The organism is Pseudolysinimonas sp. (genome assembly GCF_039912695.1).
In the GTDB taxonomy this organism is placed as follows: domain Bacteria; phylum Actinomycetota; class Actinomycetes; order Actinomycetales; family Microbacteriaceae; genus Pseudolysinimonas_A.
In genome coordinates this window covers 49,027-65,564 of record NZ_JBDSPJ010000017.1, presented here as the reverse complement: position 1 = coordinate 65,564, position 16,538 = coordinate 49,027, and the positions used below count along the sequence as shown (strand labels likewise).

18 protein-coding genes are annotated in these 16,538 nt (G+C 65.1%); 12 read left to right on the top strand and 6 right to left on the bottom strand.

The window, feature by feature from the left end; genetic code table 11:
- The first annotated feature begins 42 nt into the window (after positions 1-42).
- Positions 43-519 (top strand): nitroreductase family deazaflavin-dependent oxidoreductase, encoded by a 477-nt coding sequence (locus ABIR17_RS06785; RefSeq protein WP_348003619.1) that lies wholly within the window; start codon positions 43-45, stop codon positions 517-519.
- 6 nt (positions 520-525) lie between these two features.
- Here ABIR17_RS06785 and ABIR17_RS06780 read toward each other — a convergent pair whose 3' ends face one another.
- On the bottom strand, positions 526-807 hold the full coding sequence (locus tag ABIR17_RS06780; protein WP_348003618.1) for a GNAT family N-acetyltransferase: 282 nt from the start codon (positions 805-807) through the stop codon (positions 526-528).
- A 400-nt stretch (positions 808-1,207) separates the two neighbouring features.
- Here ABIR17_RS06780 and ABIR17_RS06775 point away from each other — a divergent pair, with 400 nt between their 5' ends.
- Positions 1,208-1,714: a glutathione peroxidase gene (locus ABIR17_RS06775; RefSeq protein ID WP_348003617.1), complete on the top strand. Its 507-nt coding sequence runs from the start codon at positions 1,208-1,210 to the stop codon at positions 1,712-1,714.
- Positions 1,715-1,751: 37 nt separating this feature from the next.
- The gene (locus ABIR17_RS06770; protein ID WP_348003616.1) at positions 1,752-2,741 is read left to right on the top strand and encodes a prohibitin family protein; all 990 of its coding nucleotides are present in this window, start codon (positions 1,752-1,754) and stop codon (positions 2,739-2,741) included.
- Between the two features lie 65 nt (positions 2,742-2,806).
- Here ABIR17_RS06770 and ABIR17_RS06765 read toward each other — a convergent pair whose 3' ends face one another.
- Positions 2,807-3,175, bottom strand: a complete 369-nt coding sequence (locus tag ABIR17_RS06765) for an RNA-binding S4 domain-containing protein (protein WP_348003615.1) — start codon at positions 3,173-3,175, stop codon at positions 2,807-2,809.
- Positions 3,176-3,213: 38 nt separating this feature from the next.
- Here ABIR17_RS06765 and ABIR17_RS06760 point away from each other — a divergent pair, with 38 nt between their 5' ends.
- Positions 3,214-3,708: an NUDIX hydrolase gene (locus tag ABIR17_RS06760; RefSeq protein WP_348003614.1), complete on the top strand. Its 495-nt coding sequence runs from the start codon at positions 3,214-3,216 to the stop codon at positions 3,706-3,708.
- Here ABIR17_RS06760 and ABIR17_RS06755 read toward each other — a convergent pair.
- The gene (locus ABIR17_RS06755; protein ID WP_348003613.1) at positions 3,682-4,098 is read right to left on the bottom strand and encodes a hypothetical protein; all 417 of its coding nucleotides are present in this window, start codon (positions 4,096-4,098) and stop codon (positions 3,682-3,684) included. The two genes, ABIR17_RS06760 and ABIR17_RS06755, sit on opposite strands and share 27 nt — an antisense overlap.
- 72 nt (positions 4,099-4,170) lie before the next feature.
- Positions 4,171-4,983, bottom strand: a complete 813-nt coding sequence (locus tag ABIR17_RS06750; protein WP_348003612.1) for a DUF1295 domain-containing protein — start codon at positions 4,981-4,983, stop codon at positions 4,171-4,173.
- A 35-nt stretch (positions 4,984-5,018) separates the two neighbouring features.
- Here ABIR17_RS06750 and ABIR17_RS06745 point away from each other — a divergent pair, with 35 nt between their 5' ends.
- The 4 genes from ABIR17_RS06745 (at position 5,019) to ABIR17_RS06730 (ending at position 7,578) form a co-directional block, all read left to right on the top strand.
- A complete protein-coding gene (locus ABIR17_RS06745) occupies positions 5,019-5,624 on the top strand; it encodes a CDP-alcohol phosphatidyltransferase family protein (protein ID WP_348003611.1) in 606 nt (201 codons plus the stop codon).
- A 9-nt stretch (positions 5,625-5,633) separates the two neighbouring features.
- Positions 5,634-6,101, top strand: a complete 468-nt coding sequence (locus ABIR17_RS06740; protein WP_348003610.1) for an FHA domain-containing protein — start codon at positions 5,634-5,636, stop codon at positions 6,099-6,101.
- 53 nt (positions 6,102-6,154) lie between these two features.
- Positions 6,155-6,802 carry a MerR family transcriptional regulator gene (locus tag ABIR17_RS06735; protein WP_348003670.1) on the top strand — a complete coding sequence of 216 codons (648 nt, stop codon included), beginning with the start codon at positions 6,155-6,157 and terminating at the stop codon, positions 6,800-6,802.
- Positions 6,803-7,014: 212 nt separating this feature from the next.
- Positions 7,015-7,578 carry a MerR family transcriptional regulator gene (locus tag ABIR17_RS06730; RefSeq protein ID WP_348003609.1) on the top strand — a complete coding sequence of 188 codons (564 nt, stop codon included), beginning with the start codon at positions 7,015-7,017 and terminating at the stop codon, positions 7,576-7,578.
- A 51-nt stretch (positions 7,579-7,629) separates the two neighbouring features.
- Here ABIR17_RS06730 and ABIR17_RS06725 read toward each other — a convergent pair whose 3' ends face one another.
- Positions 7,630-8,442 (bottom strand): ParA family protein, encoded by an 813-nt coding sequence (locus ABIR17_RS06725; protein ID WP_348003608.1) that lies wholly within the window; start codon positions 8,440-8,442, stop codon positions 7,630-7,632.
- A gap of 71 nt (positions 8,443-8,513) precedes the next feature.
- Here ABIR17_RS06725 and ABIR17_RS06720 point away from each other — a divergent pair, with 71 nt between their 5' ends.
- Genes ABIR17_RS06720 through ABIR17_RS06710 form a run of 3 tightly spaced genes read left to right on the top strand, consistent with a single transcriptional unit; the run spans position 8,514 to position 13,604 of the window.
- The gene (locus tag ABIR17_RS06720) at positions 8,514-11,912 is read left to right on the top strand and encodes a pyruvate carboxylase (protein WP_348003607.1); all 3,399 of its coding nucleotides are present in this window, start codon (positions 8,514-8,516) and stop codon (positions 11,910-11,912) included.
- Positions 11,913-11,916: 4 nt separating this feature from the next.
- Positions 11,917-13,107 carry a MinD/ParA family protein gene (locus ABIR17_RS06715; protein WP_348003606.1) on the top strand — a complete coding sequence of 397 codons (1,191 nt, stop codon included), beginning with the start codon at positions 11,917-11,919 and terminating at the stop codon, positions 13,105-13,107.
- Entirely contained in the window at positions 13,104-13,604 is a 501-nt protein-coding gene (locus ABIR17_RS06710; protein WP_348003605.1) for a peptide deformylase, read from the top strand. The genes ABIR17_RS06715 and ABIR17_RS06710 overlap by 4 nt, the downstream gene beginning before the upstream one ends.
- 30 nt (positions 13,605-13,634) lie before the next feature.
- On the opposite strand, the gene ABIR17_RS06705 is transcribed toward ABIR17_RS06710, so the two are convergent.
- The gene (locus ABIR17_RS06705; protein ID WP_348003669.1) at positions 13,635-15,461 is read right to left on the bottom strand and encodes an AMP-dependent synthetase/ligase; all 1,827 of its coding nucleotides are present in this window, start codon (positions 15,459-15,461) and stop codon (positions 13,635-13,637) included.
- An 81-nt stretch (positions 15,462-15,542) separates the two neighbouring features.
- Between ABIR17_RS06705 and ABIR17_RS06700 the strand changes: the two genes are divergently transcribed.
- Entirely contained in the window at positions 15,543-16,496 is a 954-nt protein-coding gene (locus tag ABIR17_RS06700) for an ROK family glucokinase (RefSeq protein WP_348003604.1), read from the top strand.
- Positions 16,497-16,538 lie beyond the last annotated feature (42 nt).

The window sequence follows — 16,538 nt, the reverse complement described above, 5'->3', positions numbered from 1 at the left end:
CAAGGTACCCACAAAATGCGTCGAACGGGGCAGGATGGCGGCATGCCTCTCCCCCTGCCGTTGCGGCCGCCCGTCGCGTGGTTCTCGCGCACCGCGCTCTTCCGCCGAGTCGGGCCGACGATCATGCCGCCGCTGGAGAAAGTGATGAAGGGGATCACCGGGGGACGGGTTCAGTTGAGCGGGCTCGGCGTGCCGACCCTCGTGCTGCACACCATCGGCGCGAAGTCGGGCCTTGAGCGCGACATCGTGCTGATGTACTGCCCCGACGGGCCGCAGATGTTCGTGACCGGGAGCAACTTCGCCCGCGACCAGCATCCGGCGTGGACCGCGAACCTCATCGCGCATCCCGATGTCGCCGTCAGCCGGCGTGGGAAGCGCATCGAGGTAGTCGCCGAACTGCTCGGCGACGAAGAACGCGAAGCGACCTGGCCGAAGTTGGAGCGCAACTGGCCGGGCTATCGCAAGTACGAAGAGACGGCGGGGCGCACCCTCCGGGTGTTCCGCCTCACCCCACGCTGACCGGGGTCACGTCGAAGCGAGCAGACCCGAACGTTCCGGGTGCGCGGCGAACCAGTCACCGACATACCAACAGGTCGGGATGATGGGGCCGGCTCCACGCGCTTCGACGTCGTTCACGGCGAACTCGACGAGATCTGCGGCGTACCCGTGCCCACGAAACTTCGGCACCGTGAGGGTGTGGTGCATCACCGTGCCCGCACCGTGGTCGACGTATTCGAGCACGCTCACCAGCTCGCCGTCCTGACGCATCGCGTAGCGATGCGATTCGGGTTCGTGCTTGATCTCCATCACTCCCTCACAGTACGGCCGGATCTTGAGCAAATCTTGAGCAACGCTGGGGTTGCATCTTGAGGTTGCTCCGGCAAAGTAAACATCACACGAGTTGTTACCCCCCTAACCGGCTCGTGTGACATCGCGGTGAACCCGCAGAGTTCTTTCCCCAAAGACTCGCCGCCGCGATGGAGAGCGAGGGGGCCGGATATCCCCCCAAAACCGGCCCCCCGCTCACCTCCCCCTCTTTTCAAGAACTCATTGTCGTCAGCACTGGTCCTCATCAGAACTGTCGAGTCAAGCCCGCTGCATCCCGCTGCATCCCCCTGCAGCGGGCTTCGTCGTTTAACAGGTGCTGCGCTCCCCGCGCACACCGCGCTCCCAGCGCACACCGACACCTCCGACGTATCGTCGTCGTATGGGTATCGATGCGAGCATTCGCCAAATCAAGTTCGAAACGATCGATGGTGAATCGACCTCGCTCGAGGCCTTCGGCGACAAGACGATCATGGTCGTCAACGTTGCCTCGAAATGCGGACTCACCCCGCAGTACACGAAGCTCGAGGAACTCCAAAAGGAGTACGGCGACCAGGGATTCACCGTCATCGGCTTCCCGTGCAACCAGTTCATGGGGCAGGAGCCCGGTTCGGCCGAAGATATCAAGGAGTTCTGCTCCACCACGTTCGGCGTGACCTTCCCGCTGATGGCCAAGACCAAGGTGAACGGAACGGGCAAGCACCCTCTCTACGCGGCCCTCACACGGGTTGCCGACCCCAACGGCAAGGCGGGCAAAGTCACGTGGAACTTCGAGAAGTTCGTCATCACGCCGGACGGTGAGGTGTCACGGTTCCGCCCGAAGACGCAGCCGGATGCCCCCGAGGTCATCGCCGCGATCGAGCATGGGCTGAAGGAATCCGCGAAGTAGTCCGCGCAACGCCGCCAGCCGTCACTATCCTGACGGCATGTTCATCGTCTGCATCATCTTCCTCATCGCGGCGCTCATCGCCCTTCTTGTCGCGGCATCCAGTGCTCGCGCCCGTGTGGTGGCGGCGGGTGACACACCCAGCGGCAGCGCGTTCCGCCGTGGCACGAACGTCAACATCTCGCGAGCGTCTCGTTGGGTCGCCATCTTGCTGTTCTTCCTCGCAGCCCTCTTCTTGGTGCTGAGCTCGTTCTTCCGTCAAGACGTCGGGCAGGCCAACGTGTTGCGCGACTGGGCCGGCAACATCGTCGGCTACGAGACCCAGAGTGGCCTGCACTGGAAGGCACCGTGGGTCGATCCGGTGACCTTCGACGTGCGTAACCAGCGGGCCGTGTTCGTCTCCGAACAACTGCCCGGTGAGGGCGACAACGTTGGCGGTTCGCCCGACGGCCCGCAGATCACGGTGCAGGATGCCGAAGGCGTCACCGCAAACATCGACATTGCGATCCGGTACTCACTCGATCCGGATTCTGTCGTCGACATTTACAGCTCCTACGCGAACGAAGAGAACCTCAAGACCCGGTTGATCTTCAACGACATCCGTTCAGTGGTGCGGTCGGTACCCGGCTCATTCACGACGATTCAGATGCTCACCGACCGTAACTCCGTGCAGGAGAAGATCCTTGAGGCTCTCGAAGCCCGCTGGAAGGACGACGGCATCATCGTCGAGGATGTCGCCCTCCAGGAGATTCGCTACGGCGACCAGGTGACCGGTGCCTACGCAGCCGCGCAGGAGGCGAACATCAACGTGCAGACCGAGACGGCGAAGCTCGAAGCCGCCAAGGTCTCGGCTCAGCAGAAGGTCGTGCAGGCGCAGGCCGAAGCGGATGCCAACGCGATCCTCAACGCCAGCCTGACCACCGCGATCCTCCAGCAGCGCTACCTCGACACGCTCAAGGAACTCGCCGCAGCGGGCAACCTCGTTGTCGTGCCCGACGGGTTCAACGGGCTGATCAACGTCAATCGCTGAGTGACCCGACGCCCGAGACGGGCGTCGGCGTTGGGACCGAGAGGGGGCGCGAAAGCGCCCCCTCGTCAATCGGGGTCCGCGTGGGTCAGTTCCTCGATCTTGCGGCGATCGCGTTTCGTGGGACGGCCCGCTCCGCGGTCGCGCGCCGCCACGACGACCCGTTCCGCCTTGGGCGGCGGGGGTGGCGTGAGATCGTCGTAGGCGACGGCGGCCTGCGGCGCACCGACCCGTTTGGCGAGAATCTGTCGAACGACGACAATGCGTTCGTCACCGCCGAAGCGAAGTCGCACCTCGTCGCCAAGCTTGACCGGCTGCGCGGGCTTGACGCGTTCGCCGTTGATCCGCACGTGGCCGGCCTTGCACATCGCTCCGCCGGCCGAACGGGTCTTCACGAGCCGCACCGCCCAGATCCAAGCGTCCACCCGATCGGCCATAACTGCGACCCTAAAGTGCTGCGACCTAAAGTGAGGTCATGGCCCGCGCGACACACGATCCCGATGCGCGGCGTCCGAGAGGGCCGGAAGACGCCTGGGTCGACGGACCTCAGGGTCGGTACTGGGGCACCTTCGGGGCCGCGGGACTGCTGTTGGTACACCCCGATGTCGGGGTGCTTCTTCAGCTCCGCGCCATCTGGAGCCACCTCGGAGGAACGTGGGGTTTGCCGGGGGGTGCCCGCAAAGCCGACGAGACCGCGGAAGCGGCAGCCATCCGCGAGGCTGACGAGGAAGCCGGCGTTCCCCCGGAACTCGTCACCGTGCTCGAGGTCAGTGAGCTCGATCTCGGCTACTGGTCGTACACAACGGTGTTGGCGCGTGCCGAGCGCATCTTCGAGCCGGTGGTCGGGGATGCCGAGAGTGAGGCGTTGAGGTGGGTGCCGTTCGACGAGGTCGACACCCTGCCGCTGCATCCCGGATTCGCGGCAACGTGGCCCACGCTGCGGTTACGCGTCGACGCGCACCTGGGCTGAGTCGTCAGCGAGATCCGCAGCAAGTGAGGCCTTCCAGGCCACGAGGCTCCTGACCACGGGGCTTGCGTCCCCCGCGAGTTCCGCCATGACATCCGCCGGTACAAAGAAGTTCACCGCGACCCAGCCGCGCACGGTCTCGACGTCGTCGCCGGCGAGTTCACGCAGCACGTCGCACGAGATCGTCTCGTTGCGGGCAAGGCAGGCACGCACCCCGGGGTCGGGATCGTGGGCGAGTTTCTCGACGACATCCGACGGGACGTGGTAGCTGCTCGCAACGCTCTCGCGGATCTTCGGGTTGCTGTTCTGGGCCAGCAGTCGCAGCCGTTCCACCTTGCCTGCCGTCATGGCAGGGGAGCGGTAGTGCTCGGCGACCTCTGCGGCGGTGCGCATCGCGGGCGCCGAATCTTGGAGTTGCCGGCGCTGAGCGGGGGTGTTGAACCGGATGCACGACACCCGACCAAGTTATTGCACGACCGCCCGGCGGCGCGGGAACGGCACGGTCGCCGAGGTGCGCGCCTGGTAGCGCGCATACTCCGGATATTTGGAACGGGTGATGTCCTCGGTGAACCTCGTCGATCCGACAAATAGCACGGTGAGCAGCGCAGCCCCCGCCACGGTCCACTGCAGGACTGAACCCGCAGCGATCGCTCCGAAGAAGAACAACGCCCACCACTGGGCCTGCTCGAAGAAGAAGTTGGGGTGGCGCGAGTACTTCCACAGTCCGGTCTGAAGGAATCGGGGTGACGGTTCGCGGCCAGCAGCGATCTCCGCGCTCTTCCAGGTCTGGAAATCCCACTGCTGTTGGTCGGCCGTGGTCTCGCCCGCCAGCAGAAGGAGGAACACCAGGGCGACCACGAAGTCGAGGATGGTGAGTTCGGTCCCGCGGTGTTCGAATGCGGTCAGCGCCGGAAGGGTGATGAGCACGAGCAACGCATTTTGATACAGCACGATGAAGAAGATGTTGAAGAGCGCGTACTGCGTGCGCCCCATCCGTCCCCGCAGAATCGCCCAGCGGTAGTCTTCGACCCCGCTATAGCCGCCCTTGCGCGCGAAGTTGTAGGTCAGGCGGGCGCCCCACAGAGTTACCAGCCCAGCCATGACATCCAGGCGCGCGTCTGCCAAACCGGCTGCGCCCGCGAAGATCCAGACGTAGACGACCGGAACGATCGACCAGAGTCGGTCGACCCACGAGTGGTCGTGAGAGATCACAGACGCGACCCAACAGAACACCGCGACGGCGGATGCGACGATGATCACGACGAAAAAGGGAGACATGGATCGAGCCTAGGATGTCGGCGGGAGGTGAGCGGATGGCGTCGCCAGTTAGCACGCGGATCGTCACGATTCCGAACATCCTGTCGTTTTTCCGTCTGCTCCTGATCCCGGTCTTTCTTGCCCTCCTGATCGTCAACGAGTTCGGCTGGGCTCTTCTGGTTCTCGCGGTCTCGGCAGTCACTGACTTCGTCGACGGCTATGTCGCCCGGCATTTCAACCAGGTCACTCGGCTCGGGCAGTTGCTCGACCCGGCTGCGGATCGGCTGTTTATCTTCTCGACGCTGCTCGGGCTCGCCTGGCAGCAACTGCTGCCCTGGTGGCTCGTCGCGATCATCATTGCGCGGGATGTTCTCCTGCTCGTGCTCGGCATCGTGTTGGCGAATTTCGGCCACGGACCGCTGCCCGTTCATCACCTCGGAAAGATGGGCACCTTCGCGCTGCTGTTCGCGATGCCGGTGCTCGTGCTCGGCGCGGCCTTCCCGAATCTGGACTGGCTGGCCTCGCCGGTTGGCTGGGCGGCAGCGATTTGGGGAACATTCCTGTACTGGTGGGCGGGCGTCGCCTACGCTCTCCAGGCAGCCCGGTTGATCCGTGCGACGCGGGTTCCGCTCGCCGACGCATCCGATATTGTGGACCGCTAGGAGGTCAGGATGGTCGAGTCTCACGAGGGCCCGTCTGCAGGGGATGCAGGGGTCTCCAACGACACGACCGCGCACTTCACCGACGAGTTCGCCTCCCAGCTCGCCGCCATGGAAGCGGGGATTACCCCCGATGAGCTCGAGGCGATCGCGGCATTGCCGTCAGGGGCTGCTCTGCTCGTCGTGCGGCGAGGTCCGAATGTTGGCGCGCGTTTCTTGTTGGATGCTGACTTCACCACGGTCGGACGTCACCCTGACGCCGACATCTTTCTCGATGACGTGACCGTGTCACGTCGTCACGCCGACTTCGTGCGGGTGGGCACGGCGTTTCAGGTGCGCGACCTCGGGTCGCTCAACGGGACGTATTTCGACGGTGTCCGGATTGAATCCGCCCTTCTGAGCGATGGAGCCGAAGTGCAGGTTGGCAAGTTCCGTTTGACGTTCTACGCGTCGCGCCTCGACAAGGCGACGGCTAAATAGTGGCGGGTGCGGTATCCCTGGCGCGTGCGCCGGGGGGTTCGAACCTTCTCAGCATCGGGCAGGTGCTTGCGCGCCTGAACCCCGAGTTCCCTGACCTCTCGCCGTCGAAACTGCGCTTCCTCGAGGATCGCAGCCTGGTCACGCCCTCGCGGACGGAGTCGGGCTACCGCAAGTTCTCGCCGAGCGACCTCGACCGGTTGCGTCTGGTGTTGTCGATGCAACGCGACTTCTACCTGCCGCTCAAGGTCATCCGCGCCTATTTGGATGATCTGGATGCCGGGCGCGAGCCGGTACTCCCCGGTGGTGCGACCGTCTCGGCTCCATCGATGCTCTCTTCCGACCGTCGACTCAGTCGGGCCGAGTTGATCAAAGAGTCGGGCGCGAACGCGATGTTGCTGAACGACGCGACTTCGGCCTCCCTGATCATCGCGGGCGATCACTACGGCGAAGATGCTCTCGCGGTACTGCGCGCACTGGTCGAGTTGCAGCGTTCCGGCATCGAACCCCGTCACTTGCGCGGTTTCCGGTCGGCGGCTGAACGCGAGCTCGGTTTGATCGAGAGTGCGCTCATCCCGGTTGCTCGACGCAAAGATGTCGCGAGCCGTGCCAAAGCCGTCGACCTCGCTCGCGAGATCGCCGGGCAGCTTGAGATCGTCCGATCGAGTCTGATCCGTAGCGCGCTGGGCAAACTCGGGTCCTAACGACGACGCCAGCGCAGCGACGCGACCGCGCTCGGGTCGCGAAGCGGCTTGCGCCGCAGAAGCGGCGGCGCAAAATCAGTACGACACGCCCGGATGTCATTGTCGGCGTTCGCGGGGCGGGGTAGCGTGAGGCCACGAACGAACTTCAATCTCAACTTCAACCTGAAGGTTAGAGATAGAACGGTTCGAGCGGGATTTCGGGAGGAACAGCAATGGCGGAACTGACGCGCGAGACACCGAGCGAGGACTCTCGCTACGGGCTCGACCCGGTGCTGTTCACGGACGGCCTCCCCACCCTCGACGAGACCGCGGGGTACCGCGGCACTGTCGCGGCAAAGGCTGCGGGGATCAGTTACCGCCAACTCGACTACTGGGCGCGGACGCAACTCGTTGAGCCGACTGTTCGGGGGGCGGCCGGATCGGGCTCGCAGCGCCTCTACGGCTTCCGCGACATCCTGGTGCTCAAGCTCGTCAAGCGACTCCTCGACACCGGCATCTCGCTCCAGCAGATCCGCGTCGCGGTGGAGCAACTCCGCACGTCGGGGATCAACGATCTTGCACAGACCACGCTGATGAGCGACGGTGCCTCGGTCTACCTCTGCACCTCCGACGAAGAAGTCATCGACCTCGTCTCACAGGGTCAGGGCGTCTTCGGCATTGCGGTTGGCAAAGTGCTGCGTGAGGTCGAGTCAAACCTCGTCGACTTTGAGACAGCGCCTGCCGAGGATGCTCAAGACGAGCTTGCGGCGCGCCGCGCAGCTCGCGCAGCTTCCTAGTCGCGGCCCCGCGACCGGTCCCGGCCGGTGAACTGTGCCTGACGTGAGCGGCTAGACGGGTTCGTCGGAACCTTCGTCGCCCATCCGCGCGGTGCGGATGACGCGGTCGAGCAGTTGGTCGAAGTTGCGAGCCATCTCTTGTGCGCCGTCGCCAGGCCAGATATGCAGGGGCTTCGCAGCGCCCTGAGCCTGCTGCAGTGAGGTGCGTTCGGGCAACTGAGGCGAGAGCACGAGGGGACCGAACATGTCGCGCAGCTCTTTGATCCGGAACTGGTGCTCGAGCGACTGCACGCGAGCCCGGTTCACGATGATGCCGAGCGGCTGGAGTCGGGGCGAGAGGCCGCGGCGGATCTCCTCGATCGCCCGCAACGCGCGATCGGCGGCTGCAACCGAGAAGAGCCCGGGTTCGGTGACAACGCCAACCCGGTCGCTTGCCGCCCAGGCGGTTCGGGTGAGGGCGTTGAGCGACGGTGCGCAGTCGATGAGGACGAGTTCGTAGTCACGCTCGACGTGGGCCAGCGCCTCTTCAAGCTTCCAGATGTCGCGGATGCTGGGGTGGGGCCCGTCGAAATTGATCGCCGACGGCGACCCGATCATCACGTCGACGATGCCGGCGCGACCCCGTGTCCAGCCGCTCTTCGCAATGGCGGCCCGCACGACCTTTTCTTTGGGAGAGGCGAGGACATCGGCGACATTGAGATGACCTGTGACGTCGATGTCCATCCCGGTCGAAGCGTCCGACTGAGGGTCGAGGTCGACGACGAGAGTCGACACTCCTCGTGCGAAGGCGGCAGATGCGAGACCGAGCGTCACGGTGGTCTTCCCCACGCCCCCCTTGAGGGAGCTGACGCTGAGCACATGCACAAATGGGGAGCCTACCTTCACTACTCTGAAAGGAGACTCAGCGACCGTCGACGTCGTCCCGAAAGGACCGCATGTTCCGCAAGATCCTGGTAGCGAACCGAGGCGAGATCGCGATCCGGGCTTTCCGCGCGGCGTACGAACTGGGAGCAAAAACCGTTGCGGTGTATCCCTATGAGGACCGCAATTCGCTCCACAGGCTGAAGGCCGACGAGGCATACCAGATCGGCGAAGAAGGCCACCCCGTGCGCGCCTATCTCGACGTCTCGGAGATCATCCGTGTCGCGAAGGAATCGGGTGCCGACGCGATCTACCCCGGCTACGGCTTTCTGTCCGAGAACCCCGACCTGGCCGAAGCGGCGGCGGCGAACGGAATTACGTTCATCGGCCCCGGAAACCACGTGCTCGAAATGGCGGGCAACAAGGTCACTGCTAAGGAGCACGCGATCTCGGCCGGCGTTCCGGTGCTGAAATCCACTCCGGCGACGACGGACCTCGACGAACTGATGCGCGGTGCGGATGAGATCGGATTCCCGGTCTTTGCGAAGGCTGTTGCCGGCGGCGGCGGACGCGGAATGCGCCGGGTTGAGAAGCCAGAAGATCTGCGGGAGGCACTCGAAGCCGCGATGCGCGAAGCCGACGGGGCATTCGGCGACTCGACGATGTTTATCGAACAAGCCGTCGTGCGGCCACGTCACATCGAGGTGCAGATTCTCGCCGATGCCACGGGCGAGACGATCCACCTGTTCGAGCGCGACTGCTCGGTGCAGCGCCGCCACCAGAAGGTCGTCGAGATCGCGCCAGCGCCGAACCTCGACGACACGATCCGACAGGCGATGTTCCGCGATGCCATCGCGTTCGCGAAGTCGATCGGCTACGTCAACGCGGGCACGGTGGAGTTTCTGCTCGACACCGCGGGGGAACGCCAGGGCCAACACTTCTTCATCGAGATGAACCCGCGCATCCAGGTCGAGCACACCGTGACCGAAGAGGTCACCGATGTCGATCTCGTGCAGTCGCAGATGCGGATTGCGGCGGGGGAGACTCTCGCCGACCTCGGGTTGCGCCAGGAGGACGTGCACCTCCACGGATCCGCCCTCCAGTGCCGCATCACGACCGAAGATCCGGCCGCCGGCTTCCGCCCCGACACCGGCAAGATCACCACGTATCGATCCCCGGGCGGTGCGGGGGTGCGCCTTGACGGCGGCACGGTCGCCGCTGGCGCCCAGGTCTCGCCGCACTTCGACTCGATGCTCGTGAAGATGACCTGCCGCGGCCGCGATTTCGCGACGGCCGTTCGTCGCGCACGCCGCGGCCTGGCGGAGTTTCGCCTGCGCGGGGTGACCACCAACATCCCGTTCCTTCAGGCAGTTCTCGACGACCCCGACTTCCAGAAGGGCGACCTGTCGACGGCGTTCATCGAGGAGCGACCCTGGCTGGTGCGCGGTCGTGAGTCGCGGGACCGCGGCTCGAAGATGCTTGCCTGGCTCGCCGAGGTGACCGTCAACCAGCCCAACGGTGACGGCGCTGGCGCGATCGACCCCGCGCGGAAACTCCCGGTCGTCGACCTCGACGTTCCTGCCCCCGCCGGCTCCCGGCAGAGGCTGCTCGAGCTGGGACCGGTCGCCTTTGCCGCGGCATTGCGTGCGCAGGTTCCGCTCGCGGTCACCGACACGACCTTCCGTGACGCTCACCAGTCGTTGCTCGCCACCCGGGTGCGCACGAAAGACCTCGTCGCGGTTCTGCCGCACGTCGCGCGGTTGACGCCTGAACTGTTCTCGATCGAAGCCTGGGGCGGGGCGACCTACGACGTCGCGCTGCGGTTCCTCGCCGAGGACCCGTGGGAACGTCTCGCGGCCGTGCGCGAAGCCCTTCCGAACATCGCCGTGCAGATGCTGCTGCGGGGTCGTAACACCGTCGGGTACACGCCGTATCCGACCGAGGTAACGGATGCGTTCGTGCGTGAGGCGGCCGCGACCGGTGTCGACATCTTCCGCATCTTTGACGCCCTCAACGACGTCGACCAGATGAAGCCAGCGATCGATGCTGTGCTTGCGACCGGCACTGCCGTCGCCGAAGTTGCGCTCTGCTACACCGCAGATCTGCTTGATCCCGCGGAGACCCTGTACACGCTGGACTACTACCTCAAGCTCGCCGAGCAGATGGTGGCTGCCGGGGCGCACATCCTCGCGATCAAAGACATGGCGGGCCTGCTGCGGGCAAGTGCGGCCGAGAAGTTGGTCGCCGCACTTCGCGACAACTTCGATCTGCCCGTTCACGTGCACACTCACGACACCGCAGGCGGGCAACTCGCGACTCTGCTCGCCGCATCTCGTGCCGGAGCCGATGCTGTCGACGCTGCGTCGGCGCCGATGGCGGGAACGACATCCCAGCCATCGCTCTCGGCACTCATCGCCGCGACAGCGCACACCGACCGCGACACCGGCATCCCGCTCCAGGCTGTGGAAGATCTCGAACCGTACTGGGAGGCCGTGCGCCGCGCCTACAAGCCGTTCGAGTCGGGACTTCCGGGGCCGACGGGGCGCGTCTACAAGCACGAGATTCCCGGCGGGCAGCTCTCCAACCTGCGCCAGCAGGCGATCGCTCTCGGGCTCGGCGACCAGTTCGAGAAGGTGGAGGATGCCTACGCTGCGGCCAACCTCATCCTGGGTCGTCCGCCCAAGGTGACGCCGTCGTCAAAGGTGGTCGGCGATCTCGCGCTCGCCCTGGTTGCGGCCGACGCCGACCCGGCCGACTTCGAGCAGAACCCCGACAAGTACGACATCCCCGATTCGGTGATCGGTTTTATGGCCGGGGAACTCGGCGACCTGCCGGGAGGCTGGCCGGAGCCGTTCCGTTCGAAAGTTCTCAAGGGCCGCGACGTCAAGATCGGTGTCACGCCGCTCACGCCCGACGATGTCGCCGCGTTGGAGGGCGATCCCGCGACCCGTCGCGCGGCACTGAACCGGTTGCTGTTTGCCGGCCCAACCGCGACGTTCGAAGCGGCCCGGGAACAGTACGGCGACCTCTCCGTGCTCGACACTCTGGGCTACCTCTACGGCCTGAAGGCGGGTGTCGAGCACACCGTCTCACTGGAGCCGGGCGTCGATCTGTTGCTCACTCTCGAAGCGGTCGGCGAACCTGACGAGCAGGGCATGCGCAGCGTCATGGCGACGATCAACGGCCAGCTCCGGCCGATCCTGGTACGCGACCTCGGCGTCACCGTCGAGACCAAGGCGGCCGAGAAAGCGGATCCCGCGACCCCTGGCCAGATCGCAGCACCGTTCTCCGGGGCAGTGACCCTCAAGGTCGCGGAGGGCGACACCGTTGCGGCCGGTCAACCGATTGCTTCGATCGAGGCGATGAAGATGGAGGCCGCCATCACGACCCCTGTTGCCGGCACCGTCAAACGCCTCGCCATTCGTGCCACCGAGCAGGTGGAGGCGGGCGACCTGCTGATCGTGGTCGAATAGTCGGATGCGTTCCGATCCCGACGACGACCTCGCGGCGGCTCTGCCATCGAGTCTGACGGCCGACCTCCGGGTGGCCCAGCCGATTCACGAGACTCCCGTTGCCGACGAGGTGGCGCCGACGACAGTGTCGATCCAGGTCGTCACGTCGGTAGCTGAAGACTCGAGCGACGACGATGCGACGCTCCCGACGGATGATGACGAGCCCGTCGCGATAGTCCCGTTGCCCGCACCCGCTGAGGCCGCGACAGGGAACGGGTCGAAAAGGGCCGAGCCGAAAAAGCCCAAGAAGCCGACCAAAGCAGGACGCGCACCGGCGCCCGAGGGGCTCGTCCCCGAAGTCGTGTACGCGGCGACCCTGCATCTGGTGAACATCGGTGACTCGGTCCCGGTACGCACTCGGAAGGCGCTCGACGCCCGAATCGCGAAACCGTTGGTCGGCGGTCCCCGTTTCGTTCCGATCATCAGTCGCAAGGGTGGGGTCGGCACGACGACGATCACGGCACTGCTCGGGATGGCACTGGCTGACGTGCGAACGGACCGCGTGCTGGCGATCGATGCCAACCCCGATCGCGGCACCCTCGTCGACCGTGTTCCCCCGCAGTCTCACGCCACAGTGCGCGACATCGTTTTGCAAGCGCCCAAGCTGGGCGACTACGACAACTTTGCTCGCCACGTCGTGCGCGACGCCACGGGACTCTCCGTCGCGGCTTCGGACACCGACCCGCTGCTCGCGACCCCACTCGGTGACGGCGACTACAACGTGATCGCCGACGTCGCGGGACCCCATCACGCCGTCATCCTGACCGATACCGGAACGGGAATCATGCAGCCCGTGGTGCGGGCAGCACTGCTGCGGGCGGATGCGGTGATCGTCGTCTCAGGAGGCAGCCTCGACGAGGCGCGGCTGGCATCCGAGATGCTCACCTGGCTGGAGGCCAACGGGAATGGCGATCTGGTCGCGAACGCGGTCGTGGCACTCAACGCGTCGACCCAGGGCACCGACCTCGACAAACTCGAGGAGATCGACAACCACTTCTTGTCGCGAGTACGTGCTGTCGTGCGTATCCCGTACGACCCCGAGCTCGCGGCGGGATCGGTGATTCGCTACGAAGCCCTTCGGCCGTTCACCCGCGACTCGGCGCGCGATCTGGCGGCTGTGACGATGGACGGACTGCAGAGCGAGCGGGGCGCGTGACCGAACGTCAGATCCGCCTGTTCGGTGACCCCGTTCTGCGGTCCCGTACGGACGTCGTCACGGCGCTGCCAGGAGACGCGCGCATTGCCGCCCTCGCCTCCGACCTCATCGATACCGTGACTCCGCCTGGCCGGGCGGGTGTCGCGGCGAACCAGATTGGCGTCGGGCTTCGTGCGTTCAGCTACAACATCGACGACGACATCGGGTACATCATCAATCCGGTGCTCGAGGTATCGGGTGAGCCCGAACTCGTCGACGAAGGCTGCCTCTCGGTACCCGGCTTCTACTTCCCACGGATGCGGTACCCCTGGGCGCGCGTGACGGGCATCGACGCTGACGGCAATCCTCGCGAGGTCAGCGGCGACGGCCTGATGGCCCAAGCCCTCCAGCACGAGTGCGACCATCTCGATGGAAAGTTGTACATCGAGGGGCTCGAACCCGACGTCAAGCGTGAAGCAATGCGCGCAATTCGGCAGGCCGCCTGGTTTACCCGGTAGCTATTCACCCGGCGGCCGTCATCCGGTGCTTCAGTGCACCAGGCTCTCGCCCTGGGTCGCCGGGACCTCGTACATCGCCTCGATCTCAGACGAGAAGTCTTCCAGGATCGGCCCCCGCTTGATGCTCATCTTCGGGGTGAGGTGCCCGCTGTCCTCGGTGAACTCGGTCGCGAGGATCGAGAACTTTCGAATCGACTCCGGGCGCGACACCTTCGAGTTCGCCGCGTCCACCGCCTTTTGTACTTCGGCCATGACCTTCGGGTTCGTGCACGCATCGGCGAGGGACATATCGGCTTTCTCGCCGTTGTTGCCCAACCAGGCCGGCAGCATTTCGGGGTCCAGGGTGATGAGGGCCGAGATGAACGGCTTGCCCTCGCCGACGACGACGACTTGGCCAATAATCGGGTTGGCGCGGATCGGGTCTTCGAGCACGGCCGGGGCGACCTTCTTGCCGCCGGCGGTCGCGATCAGCTCCTTCTTGCGACCGGTGATCTTCAAGTAGCCGTCGTCGTCCAGCTCGCCGATGTCTCCGGTCAGGAACCATTCACCGTCGAACGCTTCCTTGGTGGCTTGGGGATTGTTCCAATAGCCACCGAAGACGTCGATGCCTTTGACCATGATCTCGCCGTCGTCGGCAATCTTCACCCCGACGCCGGGAAGCACCGGACCGCAGGTGCCGATTTTGAACTTGTCGGCGAGGTTGACCGTGGCCGGCGCGGTCGTCTCGGTGAGGCCGTAGCCCTCCAGGATGCGGATGCCGAGGCTTCGGAAGTAGTGGCCGAGTCGGGTGCCGAGGGGAGCCGATCCCGAGACGGCGTACGTCACGTTGCCGCCCATCGCCGCCCGGAGCTTGCTGTACACCAACCGGTCGAAGAGGGCGAACTTGATGCGAAGCCCGAGCGGCACGTGCCCCGCGTCGAGTGCCTTCGAGTGCGCGATCGCGACCTCGGTCGCGGAGCGGAAGATCTTGCCCTTGCCGCCCGCTTCAGCCTTCTGTTCGGCCGAGTTGTAGACCTTTTCGAAGACGCGCGGTACCGCGAGCAGGAAGGTGGGCTTGAACGAACCGAGCGCCGGGAGCAACTGCTTGGTGTCGGCTTGGTGGCCGACTTTCACGCCGGCGTGCACCGAGAGCATCGAAATGAAACGCGCGAAGACGTGTGCCGTGGTGATGAAGAGCAGCGTCGAGGCGCCCGGCGTGCTGACAACATCCGACATCGCGACCGCGGCATTGCGGCTCAGCTCGACAAAGTTGGAATGCGAGAGGATGCAGCCCTTGGGCACTCCGGTCGAACCCGAGGTGTAGATCAGGGTCGCGAGGTCTTTGCCCTTGGCCGTGGTCCGGCGCTTCTCGAGATCGGTATCGGTGATTGCGGCACCTGAGCTGGAGAGCTTTTCAAGATCACCGAGGTGTAGCTGCCACACCTTCTCGACCTGCGGAGTTTCGCTGCGAACCTCGTCGAACCGGGTGAAGTGCTCGGCCGTTTCGAGGATGATCGCGTTCGCACCCGAGTCGTTGAGAATGTGCCGGACCTGGGAAGGTGCGGACGTCTCGTAGATCGGAACGATCACGGCTCCCGCGAACGCAGCGGCGAAGTCGATCAGGGTCCACTCATATCGGACCCGACACATGAAGCCGATCTTGTCGCCTGGCTTGAGCCCTGCGGCGGCAAAACCCTTGGCGAGGGCGACGACTTGACGATGGAACTCGGTCGAGCTGATGTCGCTCCAACCGCCGTCTGCGGTTGGAACCGAGAACAGTGCGGCATCGGGAGTCGCAGCAACCCTGTCGAGCAGAAGATCGGTGATGTTCGCGTCAGGGTCTGGTTGAACAACTACAGGCAGGAAAATCTCTTTCACGGCTACTCCTTTGGGGCCGGTCACGTAGCTACGACCCTATCCCGGGGTATTCGGAACCGCGCGGCAAATAGGCTGTTGCGAGTGCACGCCATCGGGATCGACATCGGGGGAACCAAGGTCGCAGGGGCTTTGGTCGACGAGGCGGGCGCGATCCATCGCCTTGAGCGTCGCCCCACACCCGCGGGCGATCCCGCCGCCATCCTCGACGTTGTCGTCGAGCTGATCCGAGAGTTGTCGGACGGGCACGACATCGTTGCCGCCGGGGTCGCAGCGGCGGGTTTCATCGACGTCACCCAGTCGCTGGTCTACTACGCCCCGAACATCAACTGGCGCGGCGAGCCGCTGCGTGAACTCCTCGAGGCACGGCTGCCGGGTCTCGACATCACCGTCGACAACGACGCCAATGCCGCAGGGTGGGCGGAATACCGCTTCGGCGCCGGGCGGGGGACGACCGACATGACGATGCTGACCATCGGCACCGGCGTTGGCGGGGCGATCGTTTCGGGCGGGCAACTGTTTCGCGGTGGATTCGGTGCTGCCGGCGAGATCGGGCACCTTCGCGTGGTGCCGAACGGTCATCCGTGCGGGTGCGGTCAGAAGGGCTGCATCGAACAGTACGGTTCCGGTCGCGCGCTGCTCAGGTTCGCCAACGAGATCGCGGACGCCGGCGGCATCGGGCGCGAACTTGACATCGCGCGTACGGCAAACGGGGGAACCCTCGACGGCGCCATCGTGTCGGAGCTCATCCAATTGACAGATGCGGGAGCCCTCGCCGCGCTCCACGAACTCGGCGATTGGCTCGGCCAAGCGTGTGCGTCGATCGGCGCTGTTCTCGACCCTCAGGTGTTCGTGTTTGGCGGGGGAGTGGCTGTCGCGGGAGATCTGCTTCTCGATCCGATTCGTGCGGCGTACTTGGCGCACCTTCCCGCGAGAGGGTTCCACCCTGAGCCCGTCTTCGCTGTCGCGGAACTGGTGAACGACGCAGGAGTCGTGGGTGCCGCTGATCTCGCCCGGATTCATGCGCGCAGGTCATGAACGGCGTCCCCCCGCAACGTGAGCCCGGAATAGACTGACCCC

Coding starts and splice junctions, on each gene's coding strand:
- ABIR17_RS06755 (WP_348003613.1), bottom strand. CDS start 4,098: ATGCGCACCGCCGCAGAGGTCGCCGAGCACTACCGCTCCCCTGCCATG.
- ABIR17_RS06785 (WP_348003619.1), top strand. CDS start 43: ATGCCTCTCCCCCTGCCGTTGCGGCCGCCCGTCGCGTGGTTCTCGCGC.
- ABIR17_RS06745 (WP_348003611.1), top strand. CDS start 5,019: ATGGCGTCGCCAGTTAGCACGCGGATCGTCACGATTCCGAACATCCTG.
- ABIR17_RS06730 (WP_348003609.1), top strand. CDS start 7,015: ATGGCGGAACTGACGCGCGAGACACCGAGCGAGGACTCTCGCTACGGG.
- ABIR17_RS06715 (WP_348003606.1), top strand. CDS start 11,917: ATGCGTTCCGATCCCGACGACGACCTCGCGGCGGCTCTGCCATCGAGT.
- ABIR17_RS06750 (WP_348003612.1), bottom strand. CDS start 4,983: ATGTCTCCCTTTTTCGTCGTGATCATCGTCGCATCCGCCGTCGCGGTG.
- ABIR17_RS06780 (WP_348003618.1), bottom strand. CDS start 807: ATGGAGATCAAGCACGAACCCGAATCGCATCGCTACGCGATGCGTCAG.
- ABIR17_RS06765 (WP_348003615.1), bottom strand. CDS start 3,175: ATGGCCGATCGGGTGGACGCTTGGATCTGGGCGGTGCGGCTCGTGAAG.
- ABIR17_RS06740 (WP_348003610.1), top strand. CDS start 5,634: ATGGTCGAGTCTCACGAGGGCCCGTCTGCAGGGGATGCAGGGGTCTCC.
- ABIR17_RS06775 (WP_348003617.1), top strand. CDS start 1,208: ATGGGTATCGATGCGAGCATTCGCCAAATCAAGTTCGAAACGATCGAT.
- ABIR17_RS06720 (WP_348003607.1), top strand. CDS start 8,514: ATGTTCCGCAAGATCCTGGTAGCGAACCGAGGCGAGATCGCGATCCGG.
- ABIR17_RS06760 (WP_348003614.1), top strand. CDS start 3,214: ATGGCCCGCGCGACACACGATCCCGATGCGCGGCGTCCGAGAGGGCCG.
- ABIR17_RS06770 (WP_348003616.1), top strand. CDS start 1,752: ATGTTCATCGTCTGCATCATCTTCCTCATCGCGGCGCTCATCGCCCTT.